General features: G+C 50.0%; 17 protein-coding genes and 1 pseudogene. 14 read left to right on the top strand and 4 right to left on the bottom strand.

Annotation, left to right across the window (positions count from 1 at the left end; translation table 11 throughout):
* The first annotated feature begins 46 nt into the window (after nucleotides 1-46).
* The 12 genes and pseudogenes from nuoC to BMX14_RS12960 all read left to right on the top strand — a co-directional run bounded on the left by nuoC (nucleotide 47) and on the right by BMX14_RS12960 (nucleotide 14,369).
* A pseudogene (gene nuoC, locus BMX14_RS13015) lies at nucleotides 47-1,860 on the top strand (NADH-quinone oxidoreductase subunit C/D).
* Nucleotides 1,861-1,862: 2 nt separating this feature from the next.
* Entirely contained in the window at nucleotides 1,863-2,378 is a 516-nt protein-coding gene (nuoE, locus tag BMX14_RS13010) for an NADH-quinone oxidoreductase subunit NuoE (RefSeq protein ID WP_092677462.1), read from the top strand.
* Nucleotides 2,379-2,380: 2 nt separating this feature from the next.
* Nucleotides 2,381-3,721: an NADH-quinone oxidoreductase subunit NuoF gene (gene nuoF / locus BMX14_RS13005; RefSeq protein ID WP_092677612.1), complete on the top strand. Its 1,341-nt coding sequence runs from the start codon at nucleotides 2,381-2,383 to the stop codon at nucleotides 3,719-3,721.
* A 92-nt stretch (nucleotides 3,722-3,813) separates the two neighbouring features.
* On the top strand, nucleotides 3,814-6,537 hold the full coding sequence (gene nuoG, locus BMX14_RS13000) for an NADH-quinone oxidoreductase subunit NuoG (protein WP_092677460.1): 2,724 nt from the start codon (nucleotides 3,814-3,816) through the stop codon (nucleotides 6,535-6,537).
* Nucleotides 6,534-7,511: an NADH-quinone oxidoreductase subunit NuoH gene (nuoH, locus tag BMX14_RS12995; RefSeq protein ID WP_092677458.1), complete on the top strand. Its 978-nt coding sequence runs from the start codon at nucleotides 6,534-6,536 to the stop codon at nucleotides 7,509-7,511. Before nuoG ends, nuoH begins: the two co-directional genes overlap by 4 nt.
* Before the next feature lie 11 nt (nucleotides 7,512-7,522).
* Nucleotides 7,523-8,065 carry an NADH-quinone oxidoreductase subunit NuoI gene (nuoI, locus tag BMX14_RS12990; protein WP_048912310.1) on the top strand — a complete coding sequence of 181 codons (543 nt, stop codon included), beginning with the start codon at nucleotides 7,523-7,525 and terminating at the stop codon, nucleotides 8,063-8,065.
* 10 nt (nucleotides 8,066-8,075) lie between these two features.
* Entirely contained in the window at nucleotides 8,076-8,630 is a 555-nt protein-coding gene (gene nuoJ / locus BMX14_RS12985; protein ID WP_092677456.1) for an NADH-quinone oxidoreductase subunit J, read from the top strand.
* Entirely contained in the window at nucleotides 8,627-8,929 is a 303-nt protein-coding gene (nuoK, locus tag BMX14_RS12980) for an NADH-quinone oxidoreductase subunit NuoK (RefSeq protein WP_048912308.1), read from the top strand. The genes nuoJ and nuoK overlap by 4 nt, the downstream gene beginning before the upstream one ends.
* Nucleotides 8,926-10,761: an NADH-quinone oxidoreductase subunit L gene (gene nuoL, locus BMX14_RS12975; protein WP_092677454.1), complete on the top strand. Its 1,836-nt coding sequence runs from the start codon at nucleotides 8,926-8,928 to the stop codon at nucleotides 10,759-10,761. Before nuoK ends, nuoL begins: the two co-directional genes overlap by 4 nt.
* 99 nt (nucleotides 10,762-10,860) lie before the next feature.
* Nucleotides 10,861-12,381: an NADH-quinone oxidoreductase subunit M gene (gene nuoM / locus BMX14_RS12970; RefSeq protein WP_092677452.1), complete on the top strand. Its 1,521-nt coding sequence runs from the start codon at nucleotides 10,861-10,863 to the stop codon at nucleotides 12,379-12,381.
* 6 nt (nucleotides 12,382-12,387) lie between these two features.
* Nucleotides 12,388-13,845 carry an NADH-quinone oxidoreductase subunit NuoN gene (gene nuoN, locus BMX14_RS12965; RefSeq protein ID WP_092677450.1) on the top strand — a complete coding sequence of 486 codons (1,458 nt, stop codon included), beginning with the start codon at nucleotides 12,388-12,390 and terminating at the stop codon, nucleotides 13,843-13,845.
* A gap of 155 nt (nucleotides 13,846-14,000) precedes the next feature.
* Nucleotides 14,001-14,369 (top strand): hypothetical protein, encoded by a 369-nt coding sequence (locus BMX14_RS12960; protein WP_092677448.1) that lies wholly within the window; start codon nucleotides 14,001-14,003, stop codon nucleotides 14,367-14,369.
* A 91-nt stretch (nucleotides 14,370-14,460) separates the two neighbouring features.
* Here BMX14_RS12960 and BMX14_RS12955 read toward each other — a convergent pair whose 3' ends face one another.
* Together BMX14_RS12955 and BMX14_RS12950 are read right to left on the bottom strand one after the other, a co-directional pair.
* Nucleotides 14,461-14,766, bottom strand: a complete 306-nt coding sequence (locus BMX14_RS12955) for a hypothetical protein (RefSeq protein ID WP_092677446.1) — start codon at nucleotides 14,764-14,766, stop codon at nucleotides 14,461-14,463.
* A 178-nt stretch (nucleotides 14,767-14,944) separates the two neighbouring features.
* Complete coding sequence (locus BMX14_RS12950) at nucleotides 14,945-16,603, bottom strand: glucan biosynthesis protein D (protein WP_092677444.1); 1,659 nt, start codon at nucleotides 16,601-16,603, stop codon at nucleotides 14,945-14,947.
* A gap of 254 nt (nucleotides 16,604-16,857) precedes the next feature.
* Between BMX14_RS12950 and BMX14_RS12945 the strand changes: the two genes are divergently transcribed.
* Together BMX14_RS12945 and BMX14_RS12940 are read left to right on the top strand one after the other, a co-directional pair.
* Entirely contained in the window at nucleotides 16,858-17,163 is a 306-nt protein-coding gene (locus BMX14_RS12945; protein WP_092677442.1) for a DUF883 family protein, read from the top strand.
* Between the two features lie 31 nt (nucleotides 17,164-17,194).
* Nucleotides 17,195-18,370 (top strand): CinA family nicotinamide mononucleotide deamidase-related protein, encoded by a 1,176-nt coding sequence (locus tag BMX14_RS12940; RefSeq protein ID WP_092677610.1) that lies wholly within the window; start codon nucleotides 17,195-17,197, stop codon nucleotides 18,368-18,370.
* A gap of 16 nt (nucleotides 18,371-18,386) precedes the next feature.
* On the opposite strand, the gene yfaE is transcribed toward BMX14_RS12940, so the two are convergent.
* Together yfaE and nrdB are read right to left on the bottom strand one after the other, a co-directional pair.
* Nucleotides 18,387-18,653: a class I ribonucleotide reductase maintenance protein YfaE gene (gene yfaE / locus BMX14_RS12935; protein WP_092677608.1), complete on the bottom strand. Its 267-nt coding sequence runs from the start codon at nucleotides 18,651-18,653 to the stop codon at nucleotides 18,387-18,389.
* Nucleotides 18,654-18,655: 2 nt separating this feature from the next.
* Complete coding sequence (nrdB, locus tag BMX14_RS12930; RefSeq protein WP_092677441.1) at nucleotides 18,656-19,786, bottom strand: class Ia ribonucleoside-diphosphate reductase subunit beta; 1,131 nt, start codon at nucleotides 19,784-19,786, stop codon at nucleotides 18,656-18,658.
* Nucleotides 19,787-19,854 lie beyond the last annotated feature (68 nt).

Raw genomic sequence — 19,854 nt, 5'->3', positions numbered from 1 at the left:
CTCACGCCTAATGGCAGCCTTCTTTGTCGTGCCACTACTGGCCGGAATGGTGAACAACGTATGACAGATATCAACACGCAACAGCAAAACCTCGCTGCTTGGCAGACACAGGATCACCTTGATGATCCGGTGGTGGGTGAGCTGCGTAATCGTTTTGGACCTGACGCTTTTACGGTCCAACCCACGCGAACTGGGATCCCTGTGGTCTGGGTACGCCGTGAGCAACTGCTCGAAATTATCAGTTTCCTACGTCAACTGCCGAAACCTTATGTCATGCTTTATGATCTGCATGGCGTTGATGAGCGGTTAAGAACACATCGCCAAGGGCTACCTGAAGCAGACTTTTCAGTGTTCTATCACTTTATTTCGATTGATCGTAACCGCGATATCATGCTGAAAGTCGCGCTGCTCGAGCGTGATCTCACCTTACCGACCTTGACCAAAATTTTCCCGAACGCCAATTGGTACGAGCGTGAAACCTGGGAAATGTTCGGTATTACCTTCGAGGGTCATCCTCATTTAACGCGTATCATGATGCCTGATACGTGGACCGGTCACCCATTACGTAAAGATTATCCGGCGCGTGCCACAGAATTCGATCCTTTTATGCTGACGAAAGCAAAAGAGGATATGGAGATGGAAGCGTTAACCTTCGATCCTGAGAAATGGGGAATGAAACGCGGAACCGCCAATGAGGACTTCATGTTCCTTAATTTGGGACCGAACCATCCCTCCGCGCACGGTGCGTTTCGTATCATCCTGCAACTCGACGGTGAAGAAATCGTTGATTGTGTACCGGATATTGGCTACCACCATCGTGGTGCTGAGAAGATGGGCGAGCGTCAATCATGGCACAGTTACATTCCTTATACCGATCGAATTGAGTACCTAGGCGGTTGTGTTAACGAGATGCCCTACGTTCTGGCGGTCGAGAAACTGGCTGGGATTACTGTGCCGGAGAAAGTGGACGTCATCCGCGTAATGCTTTCTGAACTTTTCCGTATCAATAGTCACTTGCTCTATATCTCTACCTTTATCCAAGACGTCGGTGCGATGACACCGGTATTTTTTGCCTTTACTGACCGTCAGAAAATTTACGATGTAGTGGAAGCGATTACCGGGTTTAGGATGCACCCAGCTTGGTTCCGCATTGGCGGTGTGGCCCACGATTTACCGAAAGGCTGGGAGCGTCTGCTGCGTGAATTCTTAGATTGGATGCCTAAGCGCCTCAAAGAATATGACAAAGCAGCGCTGCGCAACTCCGTCTTAATTGGCCGTTCGAAAGGGGTTGCCGCGTACAACCAAGAAGAAGCATTACGTTGGGGCACCACCGGTGCAGGCCTTCGTGCAACGGGGCTGGACTTCGATGTGCGTAAATGGCGTCCCTACTCTGGGTATGAAAACTTCGATTTCGAAATCCCGGTGGGGGATGGTATCAGTGATGCCTACAGCCGTGTACAGTTGAAAATGCAGGAGATGTGGCAATCGCTGCGTATTCTGGAGCAGTGCTTGAAGAATATGCCAGAGGGGCCTTTTAAAGCTGACCATCCACTGACTACGCCGCCACCGAAAGAGCGCACATTACAGCATATCGAAACCTTGATTACGCACTTCTTGCAAGTCTCTTGGGGGCCGGTGATGCCTGCGAATGAATCATTCCAGATGATTGAAGCGACGAAAGGTATCAACAGTTATTACTTAACCAGTGATGGCTCGACCATGAGTTATCGCACCCGGGTTCGTACTCCTAGTTTTCCACATCTGCAGCAGATCCCTTCAGTGATCAATGGCAGTTTGGTATCAGACCTTATCGTCTATCTAGGCAGTATTGATTTTGTTATGTCAGATGTGGACCGCTAATTATGCACGATCAAACCATTTCCATTAAAACGATCGACACTCAAGCCGACTTTACGCTGAGTGATGTCGAACAGCAGGCGATTGAGCATGAGAAGCACCATTACGAAGACCCGCGAGCTGCCTCGATTGAAGCGCTGAAAATTGTTCAAAAACAACGGGGCTGGGTCCCTGATGGTGCTATCGATGCCATTGCCGAGGTATTGGGTATCCCGGCCAGTGATGTAGAAGGGGTGGCGACTTTTTATAGTCAAATCTACCGTCAACCGGTTGGTCGTCACGTCATTCGTTATTGCGATAGCGTGGTGTGTCACATTACCGGTTATCAAGGAATTCAAGCGGCGTTAGAGGAAACTCTACAGATCAAACCTGGACAAACGACAGCAGATGGTCGCTTCACTTTGTTACCGACATGCTGCTTAGGCAATTGTGATAAGGGGCCGACGATGATGGTTGGCGAACACACTCATGTGCATCTGACACCCGAGTCCATCGCCTCGCTGCTGGAGCAATACTCATGAGCATCAAAACCATTATCCGTACCGCGGAAACCCATCCTCTGACCTGGCGTCTTCGTGACGATAAACAACCGGTCTGGTTCGATGAGTACTGTGCTAAAAACGGCTACGCCGGGGCGCGTAAAGCGCTAGGCGGGATGTCTCCCGATGATATCGTGGCGCAGGTAAAAGAGTCAGGCCTGAAAGGACGTGGCGGTGCAGGCTTCTCCACGGGATTGAAATGGAGCCTGATGCCGAAAGATGAGTCGATGAACATTCGCTATCTGCTGTGCAATGCGGATGAAATGGAGCCGGGCACCTACAAAGACCGTCTATTGATGGAGCAAATGCCCCACCAATTGGTGGAAGGGATGCTCATCAGCGCCTTCGCGCTAAAGGCTTATCGCGGCTATATCTTCTTACGGGGTGAATACGTTGAGGCAGCCGAAAATCTGCGTCGCGCAATCGAAGAAGCCAAGCAAGCGGGTCTGTTGGGCGAGAACATTCTTGGCACTGGCTTCAATTTTGAACTCTTTGTACATACCGGTGCAGGACGCTACATCTGTGGGGAAGAAACTGCCCTAATTAACTCTTTGGAAGGGCGTCGCGCCAATCCACGGTCTAAGCCGCCATTCCCTGCCAGCGCAGGCGTCTGGGGGAAACCGACTTGTGTAAACAACGTTGAAACGCTGTCGAATGTTCCTGCCATCTTAGCGAACGGTGTTGAGTGGTACAAAGGTCTTTCGAAAAGTGAAGATGCAGGCACCAAAATGATGGGCTTCTCCGGGCGAGTCAAGACCCCTGGGCTGTGGGAACTGCCTTTTGGGATCACTGCTCGGGAAATCTTAGAGGATTATGCAGGCGGAATGCGTGATGGCTTGCGCTTCAAGGCGTGGCAACCTGGCGGGGCGGGGACTGACTTCTTAACAGAGTCCCACTTAGACCTACCCATGGAATTTGCCAGTATTGGTAAAGCGGGCAGCCGTTTAGGTACTGCCTTGGCCATGGCGGTTGACCATGAAATCAACATGGTTTCCTTGGTACGTAACTTGGAAGAGTTTTTCGCCCGTGAATCCTGTGGATGGTGTACCCCTTGCCGTGACGGTTTACCGTGGAGCGTCAAAATTTTGCGCGCGTTAGAACAGCGTAAAGGTCAGCCTGGTGATATTGAAACCCTCGAGCAACTGTGTCGTCAGCTAGGCCCGGGAAAAACCTTCTGTGCCCACGCACCAGGAGCGGTTGAACCGTTACAGAGTGCGATTAAATACTTCCGGGAAGAGTTCGAAGCGGGCATTGCTCCGCAAGTTTTTGGCAATACACGCAGTATCAGCGGGATTCAACCGAACTTATTAAAAAGCCGTTGGTAGAACGCTAACCCGTTAGGGCCAGCGATCACACAAAAATAAGTATTAATGTTTAACGCTCGCGTCAAACCGAGCCTTACTTGAGCATGTTGACTATGGCTACAATTCATGTAGACGGAAAAGAATATCAGGTAGATGGTGCAGAGAACTTGCTTCAAGCTTGTCTCTCCATGGGCCTTGATATTCCCTATTTTTGCTGGCACCCAGCACTGGGTAGCGTCGGTGCGTGTCGTCAATGCGCGGTAAAGCAGTATCAAAATGCGGAAGATACTCGTGGACGTCTTGTGATGTCATGTATGACACCCGCTGCCGACGGCACCTTTATCTCGATTGATGATGCTGAAGCGCGTGAATTTCGAGAAAGCGTGGTGGAGTGGTTGATGACCAACCACCCGCATGACTGCCCGGTATGTGAAGAAGGTGGGAACTGTCATCTTCAAGATATGACCGTAATGACCGGTCATAACTTCCGTCGCTATCGTTTCACCAAACGTACCCATCAAAACCAAGATTTAGGGCCGTTTATCTCTCATGAGATGAACCGCTGTATTGCGTGTTATCGCTGTGTGCGGTACTACAAAGATTATGCAGGCGGCACCGATCTTGGCGTTTACGGTGCCCACGATAATGTCTACTTTGGTCGTACTGAATCCGGCACTTTAGAGAGTGAATTCTCAGGCAACCTCGTCGAAGTCTGTCCGACTGGCGTATTCACCGATAAAACGCACTCTGAACGTTATAACCGTAAATGGGATATGCAGTATGCACCAAGCATCTGTCATCAATGCAGCATCGGTTGTAATACTAGCCCCGGTGAGCGTTATGGCGAACTGCGTCGTATTGAAAACCGCTTTAATGGTAGCGTGAACCACTACTTCCTCTGTGACCGTGGCCGCTTTGGCTATGGCTATGTCAATCGTGAAGATCGTCCTCGTCACCCGCAGTTACGCCACGGCGATAACTGGGTAACGATGAACGCTGATCAAGCGATCACCGCGAGCGCGGATCTGCTCCGCCAGGCGAAACGCGTGGTCGGCATCGGTTCTGGCCGCGCCAGCGTAGAAAGTAATTTCGCCTTACAACAATTGGTGGGTGCGGACAATTTCTCTACTGGCATGACTGCTGCTGAGCAGCGTCGGGTGGAGTTAATCGTTGATATTCTGCAAAACCGTGGCCTCTATACACCATCATTGCGTGAAATTGAACACTACGATGCGGTGTTGGTATTAGGTGAAGACTTGACGCAGGTCGGGGCCCGTGTCGCACTTTCTGTGCGCCAAGCGGTCAAGGGTAAGGCTCGCGAATTAGCCGCCGCGCAAAAAGTGGCCGATTGGCAGATCGCGGCGATTCTTAATATCGGACAGCACGCAAAACATCCCCTCTTTATGACCACGGCACAGCCGACTCGCCTTGATGACATTGCGGCATGGAATTACTGTGCAGCGGTAGAAGATCAAGCCAGACTGGGCTTTGCGATCGCTCATGCGATAGATGGTTCGGCGCCCGCAGTGAGTGATTTTGATACCCGCTTGACCGGCAAGGTTGATGTGATCGTCCAAGCCTTAAGTGGCGCTAAAAAACCGCTGATCATTGCGGGGACTCATGCCGGGAGTGATGACCTCCTACATGCCGCCGCGAACGTTGCTCTAGCACTAAAGGCACAAGGTAGCGATGTCGGTATTACGCTACTGGCCCCGCAAGCTAACAGTATCGGGCTTGGATTACTGGGCGGTAAACCGCTGGAATCGGTGTTGGATCTGCTTGCCGAGGGTGAGGCCGATGCGGTGGTCGTGATGGAGAATGATCTCTACCGTCACCTCCCTGCTAACGTTGTGGATGCCGCACTCACGCGCGCTGAACAGGTCGTGGTGCTTGACCACCAAGCAACGCCAACCTTGGCGCAAGCTTCCGTTATTTTATCTGCGGCCAGTTTCGCTGAAGCGGATGGCACCTTGATTAACCAAGAGGGTCGTGCGCAACGTTTCTTCCAAGTGTATGACCCGGCCTATTATGACACTACGGTGACCCAGCTTGAGAGCTGGCGCTGGCTTCATGCGTTAGAGCGCGCCGTCAATCGTCGGGAAACCGATTGGTCACAGCTCGACCATGTTATTGATGCCGTGATTGCGGAAAAACCTTTCCTCAATGCCATCAAAGAGGCTGCCCCCGATGCGTCATTCCGTATTCGTGGTCAGAAACTGGCACGTTCACCGCATCGTTCGAGCGGACGTACGGCGATGCGCGCTAACATTAGCGTGCATGAACCGCGTCAGCCGCAAGATAAGGACACCATGTTCGCCTTCTCAATGGAAGGTAACAACCAGCCACAAGCACCACGTTCACAAATCCCGTTCGCCTGGTCGCCAGGTTGGAACTCGCCGCAAGCATGGAATAAGTTCCAAGACGAAGTGGGTGGGCACCTACGCCACGGTGATCCAGGTGTGCGTTTATTCGATGGGCAAGGCGGTGGTGGAGAGTGGTTTACCGCTATCCCGGCGGCGTATCATCCACAAGCACAATGGCGTGTCGTGCCGTTATGGCGTCTGTTTGGCAGTGAAGAACTCTCTCAACGCTCCGACGTCTTTGCACAGCGTACCGCCCCTGCGGAAGTGGTGTTACACCCTGAAGATGCACAAAAGTTAGGACTTCAAGCGGGTCAATCCGTCAATTTGCATGCGCTAGGGGTGGGGATGACATTACCGTTACGTCTCTCTGAAACCTTAACGCAAGGCTTGGTGGGACTTCCCGTTGGTATGCCAGGTATCCCCCCTTACTTGAGTGGGGCAGAGGTGGAGATGTTGCAGGAGGCACAAGCATGAGCTGGTTCACACCTGAGGTGATAGATGTCATTCTGCAAGTCGTAAAATCGGTGGTGATTCTACTGGTGGTCGTGGCATGTGGCGCATTCATGAGTTTTGCTGAGCGTCGTCTGTTGGGCCTGTTCCAGAACCGTTACGGGCCTAACCGTGTGGGCTGGGGCGGATCATTACAACTCGCGGCAGATATGATCAAGATGTTCTTTAAGGAAGACTGGGTACCTCCTTTTACCGACCGTGCCATTTTCACCATGGCACCGGTTATTGCCTTTGTCTCCTTACTGCTGGCCTTTGTGATCGTCCCCGTCTCGCCAACCTGGAAAGTGACGGATTTAAACATCGGTTTGCTGTTTTTCTTGATGATGGCAGGTTTGGCTGTCTACGCCGTGCTGTTTGCAGGCTGGTCGAGTAATAACAAATACTCGTTATTGGGCGCGATGCGGGCGTCAGCCCAGACACTCAGTTACGAAGTGTTTCTCGGGTTATCCTTGATGGGCGTTGTGGCACAAGCCGGATCGTTCAACATGACGGATATCGTCAACAGTCAGGCGCATCTATGGAATATCATCCCGCAATTCTTCGGGTTCGTTACATTCTGTATCGCGGGCGTTGCCGTCTGTCACCGACATCCTTTTGACCAACCGGAAGCCGAGCAAGAACTCGCGGATGGTTACCACATCGAATATGCCGGGATGAAGTTTGGCTTATTCTTCGTCGGTGAGTATGTGGCCATCACCACCGTTTCCGCGCTGATCGTTACCCTGTTCTTTGGGGGCTGGCATGGACCTTGGTTACCGCCGTTTATCTGGTTCGCCTTGAAAACAGCTTTCTTTATGATGATGTTTATCTTGATCCGTGCGGCGCTGCCTCGTCCACGTTATGACCAGGTGATGACTTTTGGTTGGACAGTTTGTTTGCCGCTAACGTTATTGAATTTACTGGCGACCGCAGCCGTCATTCTCTATAGCGCGCAGTAAGGAATAACACCATGAAAATAAAAGATATAGTGGTGGGTTTTGGAACCCAAGTCCGAAGTATTTGGATGATTGGGATGCATGCCTTCGCCAAGCGTGAGACACAGATGTACCCGGAAGAGCCGGTCTATTTACCGCCACGCTATCGTGGACGGATCGTGCTAACGCGCGATCCTGATGGTGAAGAACGTTGTGTCGCCTGTAACTTATGCGCGGTTGCCTGTCCGGTAGGCTGCATTTCGCTGCAAAAAGCGGAGATGGATGATGGCCGTTGGTATCCCGAGTTCTTTCGTATTAACTTTTCTCGCTGTATTTTCTGTGGCCTTTGTGAAGAAGCCTGTCCTACGACAGCGATTCAATTGACGCCCGATTTCGAGCTAGGGGAGTTTAAACGCCAAGATCTTGTCTACGAAAAAGAAGATTTATTAATTTCAGGTCCCGGTAAATATCCTGAATATAACTTCTATCGCATGGCAGGCATGGCGATTGACGGTAAAGAGAAGGGCTCTGCAGAAAACGAAGCCAAACCTATCGATGTGAAAGGCTTATTACCCTAAGGAGTCGGGCATGGAATTTGCGTTTTATCTTTGCGGCATTATTGCCATTCTTGCAACGCTACGCGTCATTACACATAGCAACCCGATTCATGCGTTGCTTTACCTGATCGTGTCGCTATTAGCCATTGCTGGCGTGTTCTTCTCACTTGGGGCTTACTTTGCCGGTGCATTAGAAATTATTGTCTATGCCGGTGCCATCATGGTGCTGTTTGTCTTCGTTGTGATGATGCTCAACTTAGGTAAGAGTACTGTGCAACAAGAACAGGAGTGGCTGAAGCCTTCTTTATGGATTGGGCCGGGTGCCATTGCTCTGTTGCTACTAGTGGTTATCGTCAGATCGATTCTGACCATTAACGATCAAGGTATCGATGGAACGGTGATTGCGGCAAAAGAAGTGGGTATCAGCTTATTCGGCCCTTATGTGTTGGCGGTTGAACTAGCGTCGATGTTATTACTGGCCGGTGTCGTGGTGGCGTATCACATGGGTCGCGAAGAGCGCCGGGGTGAAGTATTAGCTAACCGCGAAGATGATCGGGCGGATAACGAGAAGGAGAACCGTTCATGATCCCGTTACAACATGGCTTAATTCTGGCGGCGATTTTGTTCGTCATGGGGTTTACCTCAATTATCCTACGTCGCAATTTGCTGTTTATGCTGATTGGACTTGAGATCATGATCAATGCGGCAGCCTTAGCATTGGTGGTGGCAGGAAGCTATTGGGGACAAGCGGATGGGCAAGTGATGTATATTTTGGCCATCAGTTTAGCTGCGGCGGAAGCAAGTATTGGCCTAGCCTTATTACTCCAACTCCATCGCCGTCGTCAGACACTCAACATTGACTCAGTGAGCGAGATGCGCGGATGAACTTACTCTATTTAACCGTCCTTTTTCCCTTAATTGGCTTCGTCTTATTGGCCTTCTCACGTGGCCGTTGGAGTGAAAATCTCTCTGCGACAGTGGGAATCGGTTCGATTGGACTCGCTGCGTTAACGACGCTTTATGTTGGGATGGACTTCTTCGCTCACGGGCGCGCCGTATTTGAACAAACGCTGTGGACTTGGATGAGCGTACCACCGTTCAACATTCCCGTGCGCTTCACGCTAGATGGTCTGTCAATGACCATGCTATCGGTGGTCACCGGGGTGGGCTTCTTCATTCATATGTTCGCTTCCTGGTACATGCGCGGTGAAGAGGGGTATTCGCGTTTCTTCGCTTATACCAACCTGTTTATTGCCAGCATGGTGGTGTTGGTACTCGCCGATAACCTAATGTTGATGTATCTGGGTTGGGAAGGGGTAGGGCTATGCTCCTATCTATTAATTGGTTTCTACTATACCAATCCTGATAACGGTAAAGCGGCGATGAAAGCTTTTATCATCACCCGTGTCGGGGATGTGTTCTTAGCTTTCGCCTTGTTTATCGTTTATAACGAATTAGGAACGTTAAACTTCCGTGAAGTGGTGGAACTCGCACCACAACATTTCGCTGCAGATAATCATATGTTGCAGTGGGCGACCTTGATGTTATTAGGGGGAGCCGTCGGTAAATCGGCGCAACTTCCCTTGCAAACATGGTTAGCGGATGCGATGGCTGGTCCAACGCCTGTTTCCGCGCTGATCCACGCCGCAACCATGGTAACGGCAGGGGTTTATCTTATCGCCCGTACTCATGGTTTATTCCTGCTCACTCCTGAAGTCCTGCATTTGGTGGGGATCGTCGGTGCAGTCACCCTAGTCCTGGCAGGTTTTGCGGCACTGGTACAAACCGATATCAAGCGGGTATTAGCCTACTCAACCATGAGCCAAATCGGCTACATGTTTTTGGCACTGGGTGTCCAAGCGTGGGATGCTGCTATTTTCCACCTAATGACGCACGCCTTCTTCAAAGCATTGCTCTTCCTCTCCTCAGGTTCGGTCATTTTGGCTTGTCACCATGAGCAGAATATCTTCAAAATGGGCGGGTTACGTAAATCCATTCCACTGGTTTATATCTGTTTCTTGGTGGGCGGCGCGGCGCTGTCGGCGTTACCGATTATTACCGCAGGTTTCTACAGTAAAGATGAAATTCTGTTTGGTGCACTGGCCAATGGTCATCAAGGATTAATGATTGCTGGTTTAGTCGGGGCGTTCTTAACCTCAATCTATACCTTCCGCATGATTTTTATCGTTTTCCATGGCGAAGAGAAGATCAAGGCACACGCTGGTAAAGGGATTACTCACCACCTGCCGCTGCTGGTGCTATTGGTGTTATCGACCTTCGTGGGGGCCATGATTACGCCGCCGTTAGCGGGGGTGTTGCCAGAGAATCATTTCTCCTCTGAAGGAAAAGAGATGCTTGAGATGGTGTCGGGTAGCGTAGCCATTATCGGTATTCTGATTGCGGCAGCGTTATGGTTAGGAAAGCGCCGCTTAGTCAATGCCGTGGCCGCGAGTGGACCAGGACGCTTCCTGTCGACGTGGTGGTTTGCGGCATGGGGATTCGATTGGCTCTACGACCTACTGTTTGTGAAGACATTTAAAGCAGTAGGCTGGTTACTGAAGTCCGATCCGCTTAATGCGTTGATGAATCTCTTTGCTGTGTTCTCCCGTCTGTTTAATCGTGGATTAGTGGTCGGTGAAAATGGTTATCTGCGTTGGTACTTGGCGTCAATGGGTATCGGTGCAGTGGTTGTGCTAGCGTTACTGCTGGTGATCTAGGGTGCGTAGGTAAGGGCGAATTAATGGTCGCCTTTACCTCCAAGCGTAAATTTTTTGAGCAATGTGACTCAAAATCACTAAAAAAGGGAACTCTACGCCGTGTTACTACCTTGGCTAATTATCCTCCCCTTCGTTGGCGGCTTACTCTGCTGGCTGGCTGAACGCTTAGGCGTTAAAGTACCGCGCTGGATTGCGCTTGTCACAATGGGGCTAACGCTAGCACTCGCTTTGCAACTTTGGTCGCAAGGTGGGTTTTCATTCACTCAGACGGCTGGCGTTGATCACTGGCAGTCTTCGTTTACTGCGGCGTGGATCCCACGTTTTGGGATTACTTTCCATCTCGCCATCGATGGCTTATCGCTATTAATGGTAGTGCTCACTGCACTGCTCGGTTTGATGGCAGTACTGTGTTCCTGGCAAGAGATCCAGAAGCGCCAAGGCTTTTTCTACTTAAACCTAATGTGGATTTTAGGTGGCGTGATGGGAGTGTTCCTCTCCCTGGATATGTTCCTCTTCTTCTTCTTCTGGGAACTGATGCTGGTGCCGATGTACTTCCTGATTACCTTATGGGGACATAAAGCCTCTGACGGGAAGACACGCATTTCGGCTGCGACTAAGTTCTTTATTTATACCCAAGCATCGGGTCTTGTGATGTTGATTGCGATCCTCGGGTTAGTGTTCACGCATTATTCGGCAACCGGGGTCTGGACCTTTGCGTATGAGCAACTGTTAAACACGCCGATGTCGCACAATGTTCAGTATTTACTGATGCTAGGCTTCTTTATTGCCTTCGCGGTGAAAATGCCGATCGTTCCGCTGCATGGATGGTTACCGGATGCACACAGCCAAGCACCGACAGCCGGTTCAGTCGATTTGGCGGGTATTTTGTTAAAAACTGCGGCCTATGGGTTGTTGCGTTTTAGCCTGCCACTGTTCCCGCAAGCCTCGGCAGAGTTTGCCCCCATTGCGATGGGACTCGGCTTGGTCGGCATCTTTTATGGTGCGTGGATGGCTTTCACCCAAACCGATATCAAGCGTCTGATTGCCTATAGCTCGATTTCGCATATGGGCTTCGTCGTTATCGCTATTTTTACCGGCAGCCAACTTGCCTACCAGGGCGCGGTCGTTCAGATGATTGCACACGGCCTATCTTCGGCGGCGCTGTTTATTCTCTGTGGACAACTGTATGAGCGTCTGCACACGCGCGATATGCGTCAGATGGGGGGATTGTGGGCGCGTATTAAATGGATCCCCGCGATGTCGCTGTTTTTCGCCGTGGCCAATCTCGGTATGCCAGGCACGGGTAATTTCGCCGGTGAATTTATGATCTTAACCGGCAGTTTCCAAGTGGTGCCAGTGATTATCGTGATTGCGACCTTTGGCCTAGTGTTTGCCTCGGTTTACTCATTAATCATGATGCAGCGCGCCTTTTACGGCGCGCCAAAGTCCGAGACACCGCTGGCGGCAATGAATGCACGCGAATTCACCATGATCCTGATCCTAGTCGTATTGGTCGTGTTACTGGGGATTTTCCCGCAACCGATTCTCGATACGTCTTCGTCAACCATGGGTGCCATTCAGCACTGGTTTAACGCTTCACTTACAATGACAAGGCAGTAATCCGCCATGACAATAACTTCTCAACAATTGATCTCACTGCTGCCGATGTTAATCGTTGGATTAACTGTGGTAGTCGTGATGCTATCCATTGCTTGGCGTCGCAATCATTTTCTAAACGCTACGCTGACGGTGATTGGGCTTAACCTTGCGCTATTCTCCCTCTGGATCCCTGCGCATCAACCTGTTACAACGGTGACGGATTTATTAAGAGCAGACCATTACGCTTTTTTCTATAGCGGTCTAGTGATTTTAGCGAGCCTCGCCACTTGTACGTTTGCTTACCGTTGGTTGGAGCGCTATACGGACCACAAAGATGAATTTTATCTACTCGTCCTGATCGCGGGCCTTGGTGGGATAGTCTTAGCGTATGCGGATCACTTTGCTTCACTGTTTATTGGGGTAGAGTTGCTGTCGCTGCCGCTATTTGGCCTGGTCGGTTATGCCTTCCAACAAAAACGTTCTCTGGAAGCGGCGCTTAAGTACATGATCCTGTCTGCGGCGGCCTCGTCATTTATGCTGTTCGGTATTGCACTGATTTATGCGGCAAGCGGCAGTCTTGGTTTCCCAGCCTTAGCGAAGGCACTGACGGATGGCGTGGTCGAGCAATCGCTATTGATTACGGGTTTTGGTCTGTTGATTATCGGTCTTGGCTTTAAATTGTCCTTGGTGCCTTTCCACTTGTGGACCCCCGATGTTTACCAAGGCGCACCCGCACCGGTTTCAGCCTTTCTTGCCACAGCCAGTAAAATTGGAATTTTTGCGGTACTGATTCGCTTATTTGTCTCCATCCCGGTCGCCGATAATGAGTCGATTCGTGTGGTACTCATTGTTATCGCCTTAGCGTCTATGTTAGTGGGTAACTTGATGGCGCTCTCTCAAAGCAATATCAAGCGATTGATGGGCTATTCGTCGATTGCCCACCTTGGTTATTTATTGATTGCCTTGATTGCTACGCCATCTCATCAACTTTCTTTGGAAGCGACTGGGGTTTATCTGATCGGGTATCTGTTCAGTAGCCTCATTGCCTTCGGCGTGATCAGCCTAATGTCTTCACCGGCGAATGGTAGCGATACGGACTCGCTTTACTCTTACCGTGGGTTATTCTGGCAGCGCCCTGTGCTGGCCAGTGTGATGGCGGTCTCGATGCTCTCTTTAGCAGGGATCCCTTCAACTTTCGGTTTTATCGGTAAATTCTATCTGTTAGCGAATGGTGTACAGGCTCAGCTTTGGTGGTTAACCGCTGCGGTGGTGGTAGGGAGTGCAATCGGCCTCTATTACTACTTGCGGGTTACCGTCAGTCTGTTCTTAAAAGGTCCAGAGCAGCGTAGTCGTGATACCAACAATAATTGGGCGTATACCGCTGGCGGCATTGTGGTACTGTTCTCAGCCGTAGTGATTATTGTAGCGGGCTTCTACCCTCAACCGCTGATTAGCTTGGTACAGATGGCGCAGCCACTGCTGTAAGATTATTAAGACTCTATTTGCACCGAAAAACCTCGTGTTGAGTAGGTGCAAGCTCCCGCCGATCGCTAGCTCTCATTAGTGTTATAATACCTCGTCAACGCTCGCAAAAATCTTTCTTACAGTTATGCCCATAACGGCTTTTTCAAGGATGAACGATGAGATTTATAAAATTACTCCTTCCGCTGGGGATTATAGCGGTCACCGGTTGTGCAAACCCTTCCTCTATTACCGAGGAAAAATTGTCGACCTGGACGAATGATGAATTGTGTCGTGGTTTAGGCACTTACAAGGGCGATGGCAGCGTGGTGCTGAAAATTCATGCAGAATTGGAATGCCGTGGATCGCGTATTAATAATGAGCGGTGTTATGCGCTTGAGAACGCCGTTCGAAGCGAAGCTTCCGACTTTTCAATAACGCCTACTGCAAGGCCTTCAGTACAAGAGCGGGTTTTCGATAAAGAGAAGGGGAAATACATTTTACAGCAAAGTGGGCCTCAAGCAGGACTGGATATTCGTAAGCCTTGACATCCTAGTTGATAGACGATGATCTTGGTAAAGCCTAAGCGTGAGAGAAAGAGATAACAGCCCAAGGTTCGGACTGTTATCTTAAATACTGTTATAAAGATTTGCTTTTCAGGTGATGCAGCGATTGACCGACTAATTGTTTGCATTGTTCGACTTTAGCATCAGTCGGATTTTGCGCGAGTTGCGGGTTATTTTTTAACACATGGTTAAAAGCTAAACGCACCTCATTGCCGACATTCATGGTGTTGGCATCGCTTTCAGCGATAGCGTGTGCATTCAGTTTGATATGGGTGCAAACGCCGGCAATTTGCTCACCTTCTGATTGACCAGCCGCCATGTTTGCCATCGCGGTACCACTCACTAACATTCCAATAATTAATAAACTAGCCTTACGCATAGCGATTTCCTTTTTTATGTTAAGAATCAAGCGAGAATAAAGTAATGATAGGTGATGATTTCGAAGCTTGTCTACTTTTACTATCGCTAATTCTTGTGGAGACCAAAGGTCGATAAGGTAGGGCCGAAAAGTTAGCGGTATTTTCCGAGTCGCCGCTAGAGCGGCTCGGAACAGAGGATTAGTTTCCAGCAGTCATCTTACGGTCATCAACGTATTGACGTTGATCGGCCGCCGGTGGGAAGTACTGATATAACCAGGTTTCAGAGAGCGTTTGATCTTTAGTACGCAGGAACATTCGCATGTTAACAGGCGTTGTACTATCGCTGTTGGGATACCAATCAAACAGAATACGATAAGTATTCGTTGGCTCGACATAAAGAATTTCAACCTGTTTAAAGGTTCCTGAAGAGACGGTGATCACAGGCTCAATCCCTTTCGGTGCAGCGTCTTTCAACTCAGCACCGGTAAAGTCGACAGCAAAACGACGACACCAGGTATCAGGGAAGTGTTCGCCAGGTGCCCAGCCTTCAGGGAATCCACCCATACCGGTACGCGTGGCGACAACGCGAGATAAGTTGCTCTCGACCGGTGGTAGGGCACTCCAGTAGAGGTTATACGCGAAACTCGCTTCGCTGCCCGCTTTGAGCGCCGTAGCAGGTTGCCAGAAACAGACAACGTTATCGAGCGTTTCACCCGTTGTTGGGATCTCCATAAGATTAATGGCGCCTTTGCCCCAGCTTCCGACCGGCTCTACCCACAGACTTGGACGTTTGTCGTACCAGCCGATGACATCTTGATAATCATTGAAGTCATGGTTGAGTTGTAGCAACCCGAAGCCTTTCGGGTTTTCATCAGTAAAGTCATTGAACGATAACTGACGTGGGTTATTCAGCGGACGGCAGATCCATTCGCCTTTACCTGTCCACATCGCGAGGCGGTCCGAGTCGTGGATTTGCGGGTGGTAGGTATTACACATTCTGCGCTCGTTGGTCCCGCAGCTAAACATACTGGTCATCGGCGCGATACCCAGTTGTTCGATATCTTTGCGTGCGTAGAGGCTGTTTTCAATCTTCATCACAGTGCGTTTATCTTCGCACGCTATAGTAAATTTGTACGCACCGGTCAGGCTAGCGCCGTCCAGTAAAGCGTAGACCACGAAAGTGGTGGCATCGGCTTTTGGCGTTTCGAACCAGAATGCCGTGAAATCCGGGAACTCTTCATGTTGAGTAAGGGTATTTACCGCAACGCCGCGTGCCGATAAGCCATATTGGAAGGTGTCATCCACGGCACGGAAATAGCTAGCGCCTAAGAACGCGACAATATCGCGACGTGCCAGTTCTGGGGCTTTGAACGCACGAAACCCTGCGAAGCCAAGGTCAGTTTTTCCCTGTAGCTGTTTTACATCGACATTAGCGTCATGATAATTAAACAGCTCAGGTCTAAAGTGGATCTCCCGCGCATCTTGGCTGGCGGTATCGATTGAAAACATTCTGATTGGACGCTTGAAGCCCATCCCAACATGGAAGAACTGAACATCTAGCTTACGATGCGGTACGTTAGCCCATAACGAGTGTTTGGCATCATATTGAATATTATTGTAGGCCTGTGGTGTTAGGTTGGCTAAGGTCGCAGGTAGGGCACCTGGCGCACCGGACCAAGAGCTGCTGGCCATCTGTTTGGCGTGCGCTTTAAGCTTATCGAAGCTGAATTTTTTGGCTGTGCCATCGGCAATCCCATCCGCTGCCCACACTTGATTTGACAACAATCCTGAGATCCCAGAAAGGCCACCGAGGGTGGATAATGCGACTGAGGCTTTAACAAACTTTCTACGATTCATGCCGAAAACATTTCCTTAGAGCTATGAAAGAATGGAGGAAGCTCTCCTCCGCGATGGATAACTTTCAGATACTATAGCGTGCTTAAAATTCGTTTTACTACTGCTTTTCAGAGTAATCTTGTCCGCCGATATTCTTGCATAAAATTAAGGGATAAGCAGCGTATGCTAAGATTAATAAAGCGTAGCACTGATCAGTGAAAAGCGTGCATGACGCCGACTGTTACCCACTGACTTTAATCGTATGAGGAGAGCGTATGTCTAAGAAACAGCAGCAGGAGCAACTACAGCAGCAATTATCCGCGTTAGCGGAGAGTGTTGAGGCGTTACTGGCAGCGGAAGTCGACCTAACCGACACCTACTATCTAGGAGTAAAAGCCAAAGCTGAACAAGCGCTCGACCACGCCCGAGAATCGCTCGAGGCCAATAAAGAAGGGCTAATCGCAAGAAGTCGCCGCCGGGCGCGTTGTGTCAATCAATTCGTGACCGAATGTCCATGGCGCACGCTCGCATTAGGATGGGCAGCAGGGATGATTTGCGGTATTGTTTCGACTAAACGTTAACGAAAATGAGGTCGTCTCTGTGAAGGTCGAAATGTTGTCTACTGGCGATGAAGTACTCCATGGTGAAATCGTCGACACCAATGCTGTCTGGCTCGCTAACACTTTTTATGAAGCCGGTTACGCGATGACCTTTCGCACGACCTCAGGAGATTGTCTGCTGACGCTGGTGCAGACACTTCAACAACGCAGCCGAGTCGCTGACGTATTAATCGTTAATGGTGGACTAGGTCCCACTAGCGATGATTTTACTGCCCAAGCCGCGGCACAGGCAGCAGGCGTCGGCTTAGTCCGTAATGCTGAGTGGTTGAGAGAACTGAAGGCCTTCTTTGAACGTCGGGGAAGGGAGATGGCAGCCATTAACCTTAAACAAGCCGATAACCCTGATACGGCAGAAATGCTGCCGAACGGTAACGGGACTGCTTGTGGTTTTCGCCTTGAGCTTAATGATTGCCAGATCTTTTTTACGCCAGGACCGCCGGCTGAATTCAAATTAATGATCACTGAGCAGGTATTACCAAGGCTTGCCCAATACTTTCCCCTGCCGGAGAAATTATCCTGCTTAAGGTTGACCACTTTTGGTCGTGGAGAAAGTTTTATTGCCGCGTTATTGGCAGATATCAGCCTGCCCGCCGAGGCAACGTTAGGCTATCGTGCAGCAGCGCCTATCGTGGAGATCAAACTGAGCGGTTACCAAACTCAACTTGCTGACATGGAAGCCTGTTGGCAAGTTATTAAGGCCAGAGTCAGCGATTTTACGCTCTTCGAAGGAAAGGGAAGCTTCGCGGCAGAGATCGCAACTTGGCTGAGCGAGCATCATTATCGATTACAGTTAAATGAAGGGTTTTCAGCCGGATTGCTCAATTGGACATTGGCCAATGGCGGCGTTGCGCTCGGTGGCACCCAGATCACTGGAACTGAAGAGATTATCGACCTAGAGACTTGGGCCGCACCCTTGTCCGAGAAGCCCGCAGCACAAACCCTTTTCCTCGCGATAAGTCCCTTGGCCAATCGTCGTGAAATCGGATTTATTTTGGCTACGCCTCAGCAGACATATACTCTTCAGGCAGTGATTTCCGATGCACTGTTGGCTGCGCCGCACCGGCTACAGGAAGTGGTGGTATTGCAGGCGATGTACTTAGTCCATCGGTGGTTATCAGGCCAACCGGTCACCCTTATCTATCAAGGTCTGGAGCTTATCGCTGATTAAGTCGACATTGACGAGGCTACAGCTCGATCTCAATATCGCCATCGGGTTGGCAGCAGCAGGGGAGAATTTCACCCTGCTGAATAAAGGCTAAGGGCTGACTCGCATAGCAAACCTGTCCTTTACATAATTTCACTCGGCAAGAGCCGCAGTAACCTTCGCGACACTGAAACTCGACCTCGAGCTGGTGATGCTCTAAGGTCTGTAACAAGCTGGAATGATGAAGCTCCGGCTCCACCATCTTCCCAGAATGAGTGAGTACTATGCGCGCGGGTTTAGTCGCCATCATTACAGTTCGAAGTCGTTGAAACCGTCAGTGTCGACAACGCTGTCGATCTGGCCAACAAGATAAGAGCTGACTTCAACTTCTTGCGGAGCTACCTGCACGTTATCGGAGACTAACCATGAGTTAATCCAAGGGATCGGGTTAGAACGGGTTTTGAACGGCAGTTCAAGTCCCACGGCGTGCATACGAATATTGGTGATATATTCAATGTATTGGCAGAGAATATCTTTGTTCATGCCGATCATCGACCCATCACGGAACAGGTATTCCGCCCACTCTTTTTCCTGCTCAGCAGCTTTTTTAAACAGCTCAAAACACTCTTGCTCACACTCAGCAGCAATCTCTTTCATTTCCGGGTCATCTTCACCGCTACGCAATAGATTTAACATATGCTGAGTCCCCGTCAGGTGCAGGGCTTCGTCACGTGCGATAAGACGGATGATCTTCGCATTCCCTTCCATCAGTTCTCGTTCGGCAAACGCAAACGAGCAGGCAAAGCTAACGTAGAAGCGAATGGCTTCAAGGGCGTTGACGCTCATCAGACAGAGGTAAAGCTGTTTCTTCAACTCGCGCAGCGAAACGGTAACGGTTTTCCCTGCAACCTGATGGTCCCCTTCACCTAAAAGATGCCAGTAGTTGGTCATTTCGATCAGGTCATCATAGTACTTAGAGATATCTTCAGCACGGCGCAGGATCTGGTCATTCGTCACGATATCGTCAAACACGAGTGCCGGGTCGTTGACGATGTTGCGAATAATGTGGGTGTAAGAGCGTGAGTGGATCGTTTCGGAGAACGCCCAGGTTTCGACCCACGTTTCCAGTTCAGGAATAGAGATTATGGGTAACAGCGCAACGTTTGGACTACGGCCTTGAATCGAATCCAATAGCGTTTGGTATTTTAAGTTACTTAAAAAGATATGACGTTCGTGTTCAGGAAGTTTTTGAAAATCGATCCGATCGCGTGAGACATCGACTTCTTCAGGACGCCAAAAGAAGGAGAGCTGCTTTTCAATCAGTTTTTCAAAAATTTCGTATTTTTGTTGGTCATAACGCGCAACATTGACGGGTTGACCAAAGAACATCGGCTCTTTGAGCTGATCGTTTTTGTTTTGTGAAAATGTGGTGTAAGCCATTGAGGTATCCCAATCATTAGCAAATAAGAAAATGTTGAAGGTAAGCAGGGCATTGCCTGCTTACCTTA

Origin of the sequence: Rosenbergiella nectarea (assembly GCF_900111105.1) — a bacterium.
Taxonomy (GTDB): Bacteria; Pseudomonadota; Gammaproteobacteria; order Enterobacterales; family Enterobacteriaceae; genus Rosenbergiella; species Rosenbergiella nectarea.
Note: the sequence above shows the minus strand (reverse complement) of the source record. Positions and strands in the feature narration are given on the sequence as shown.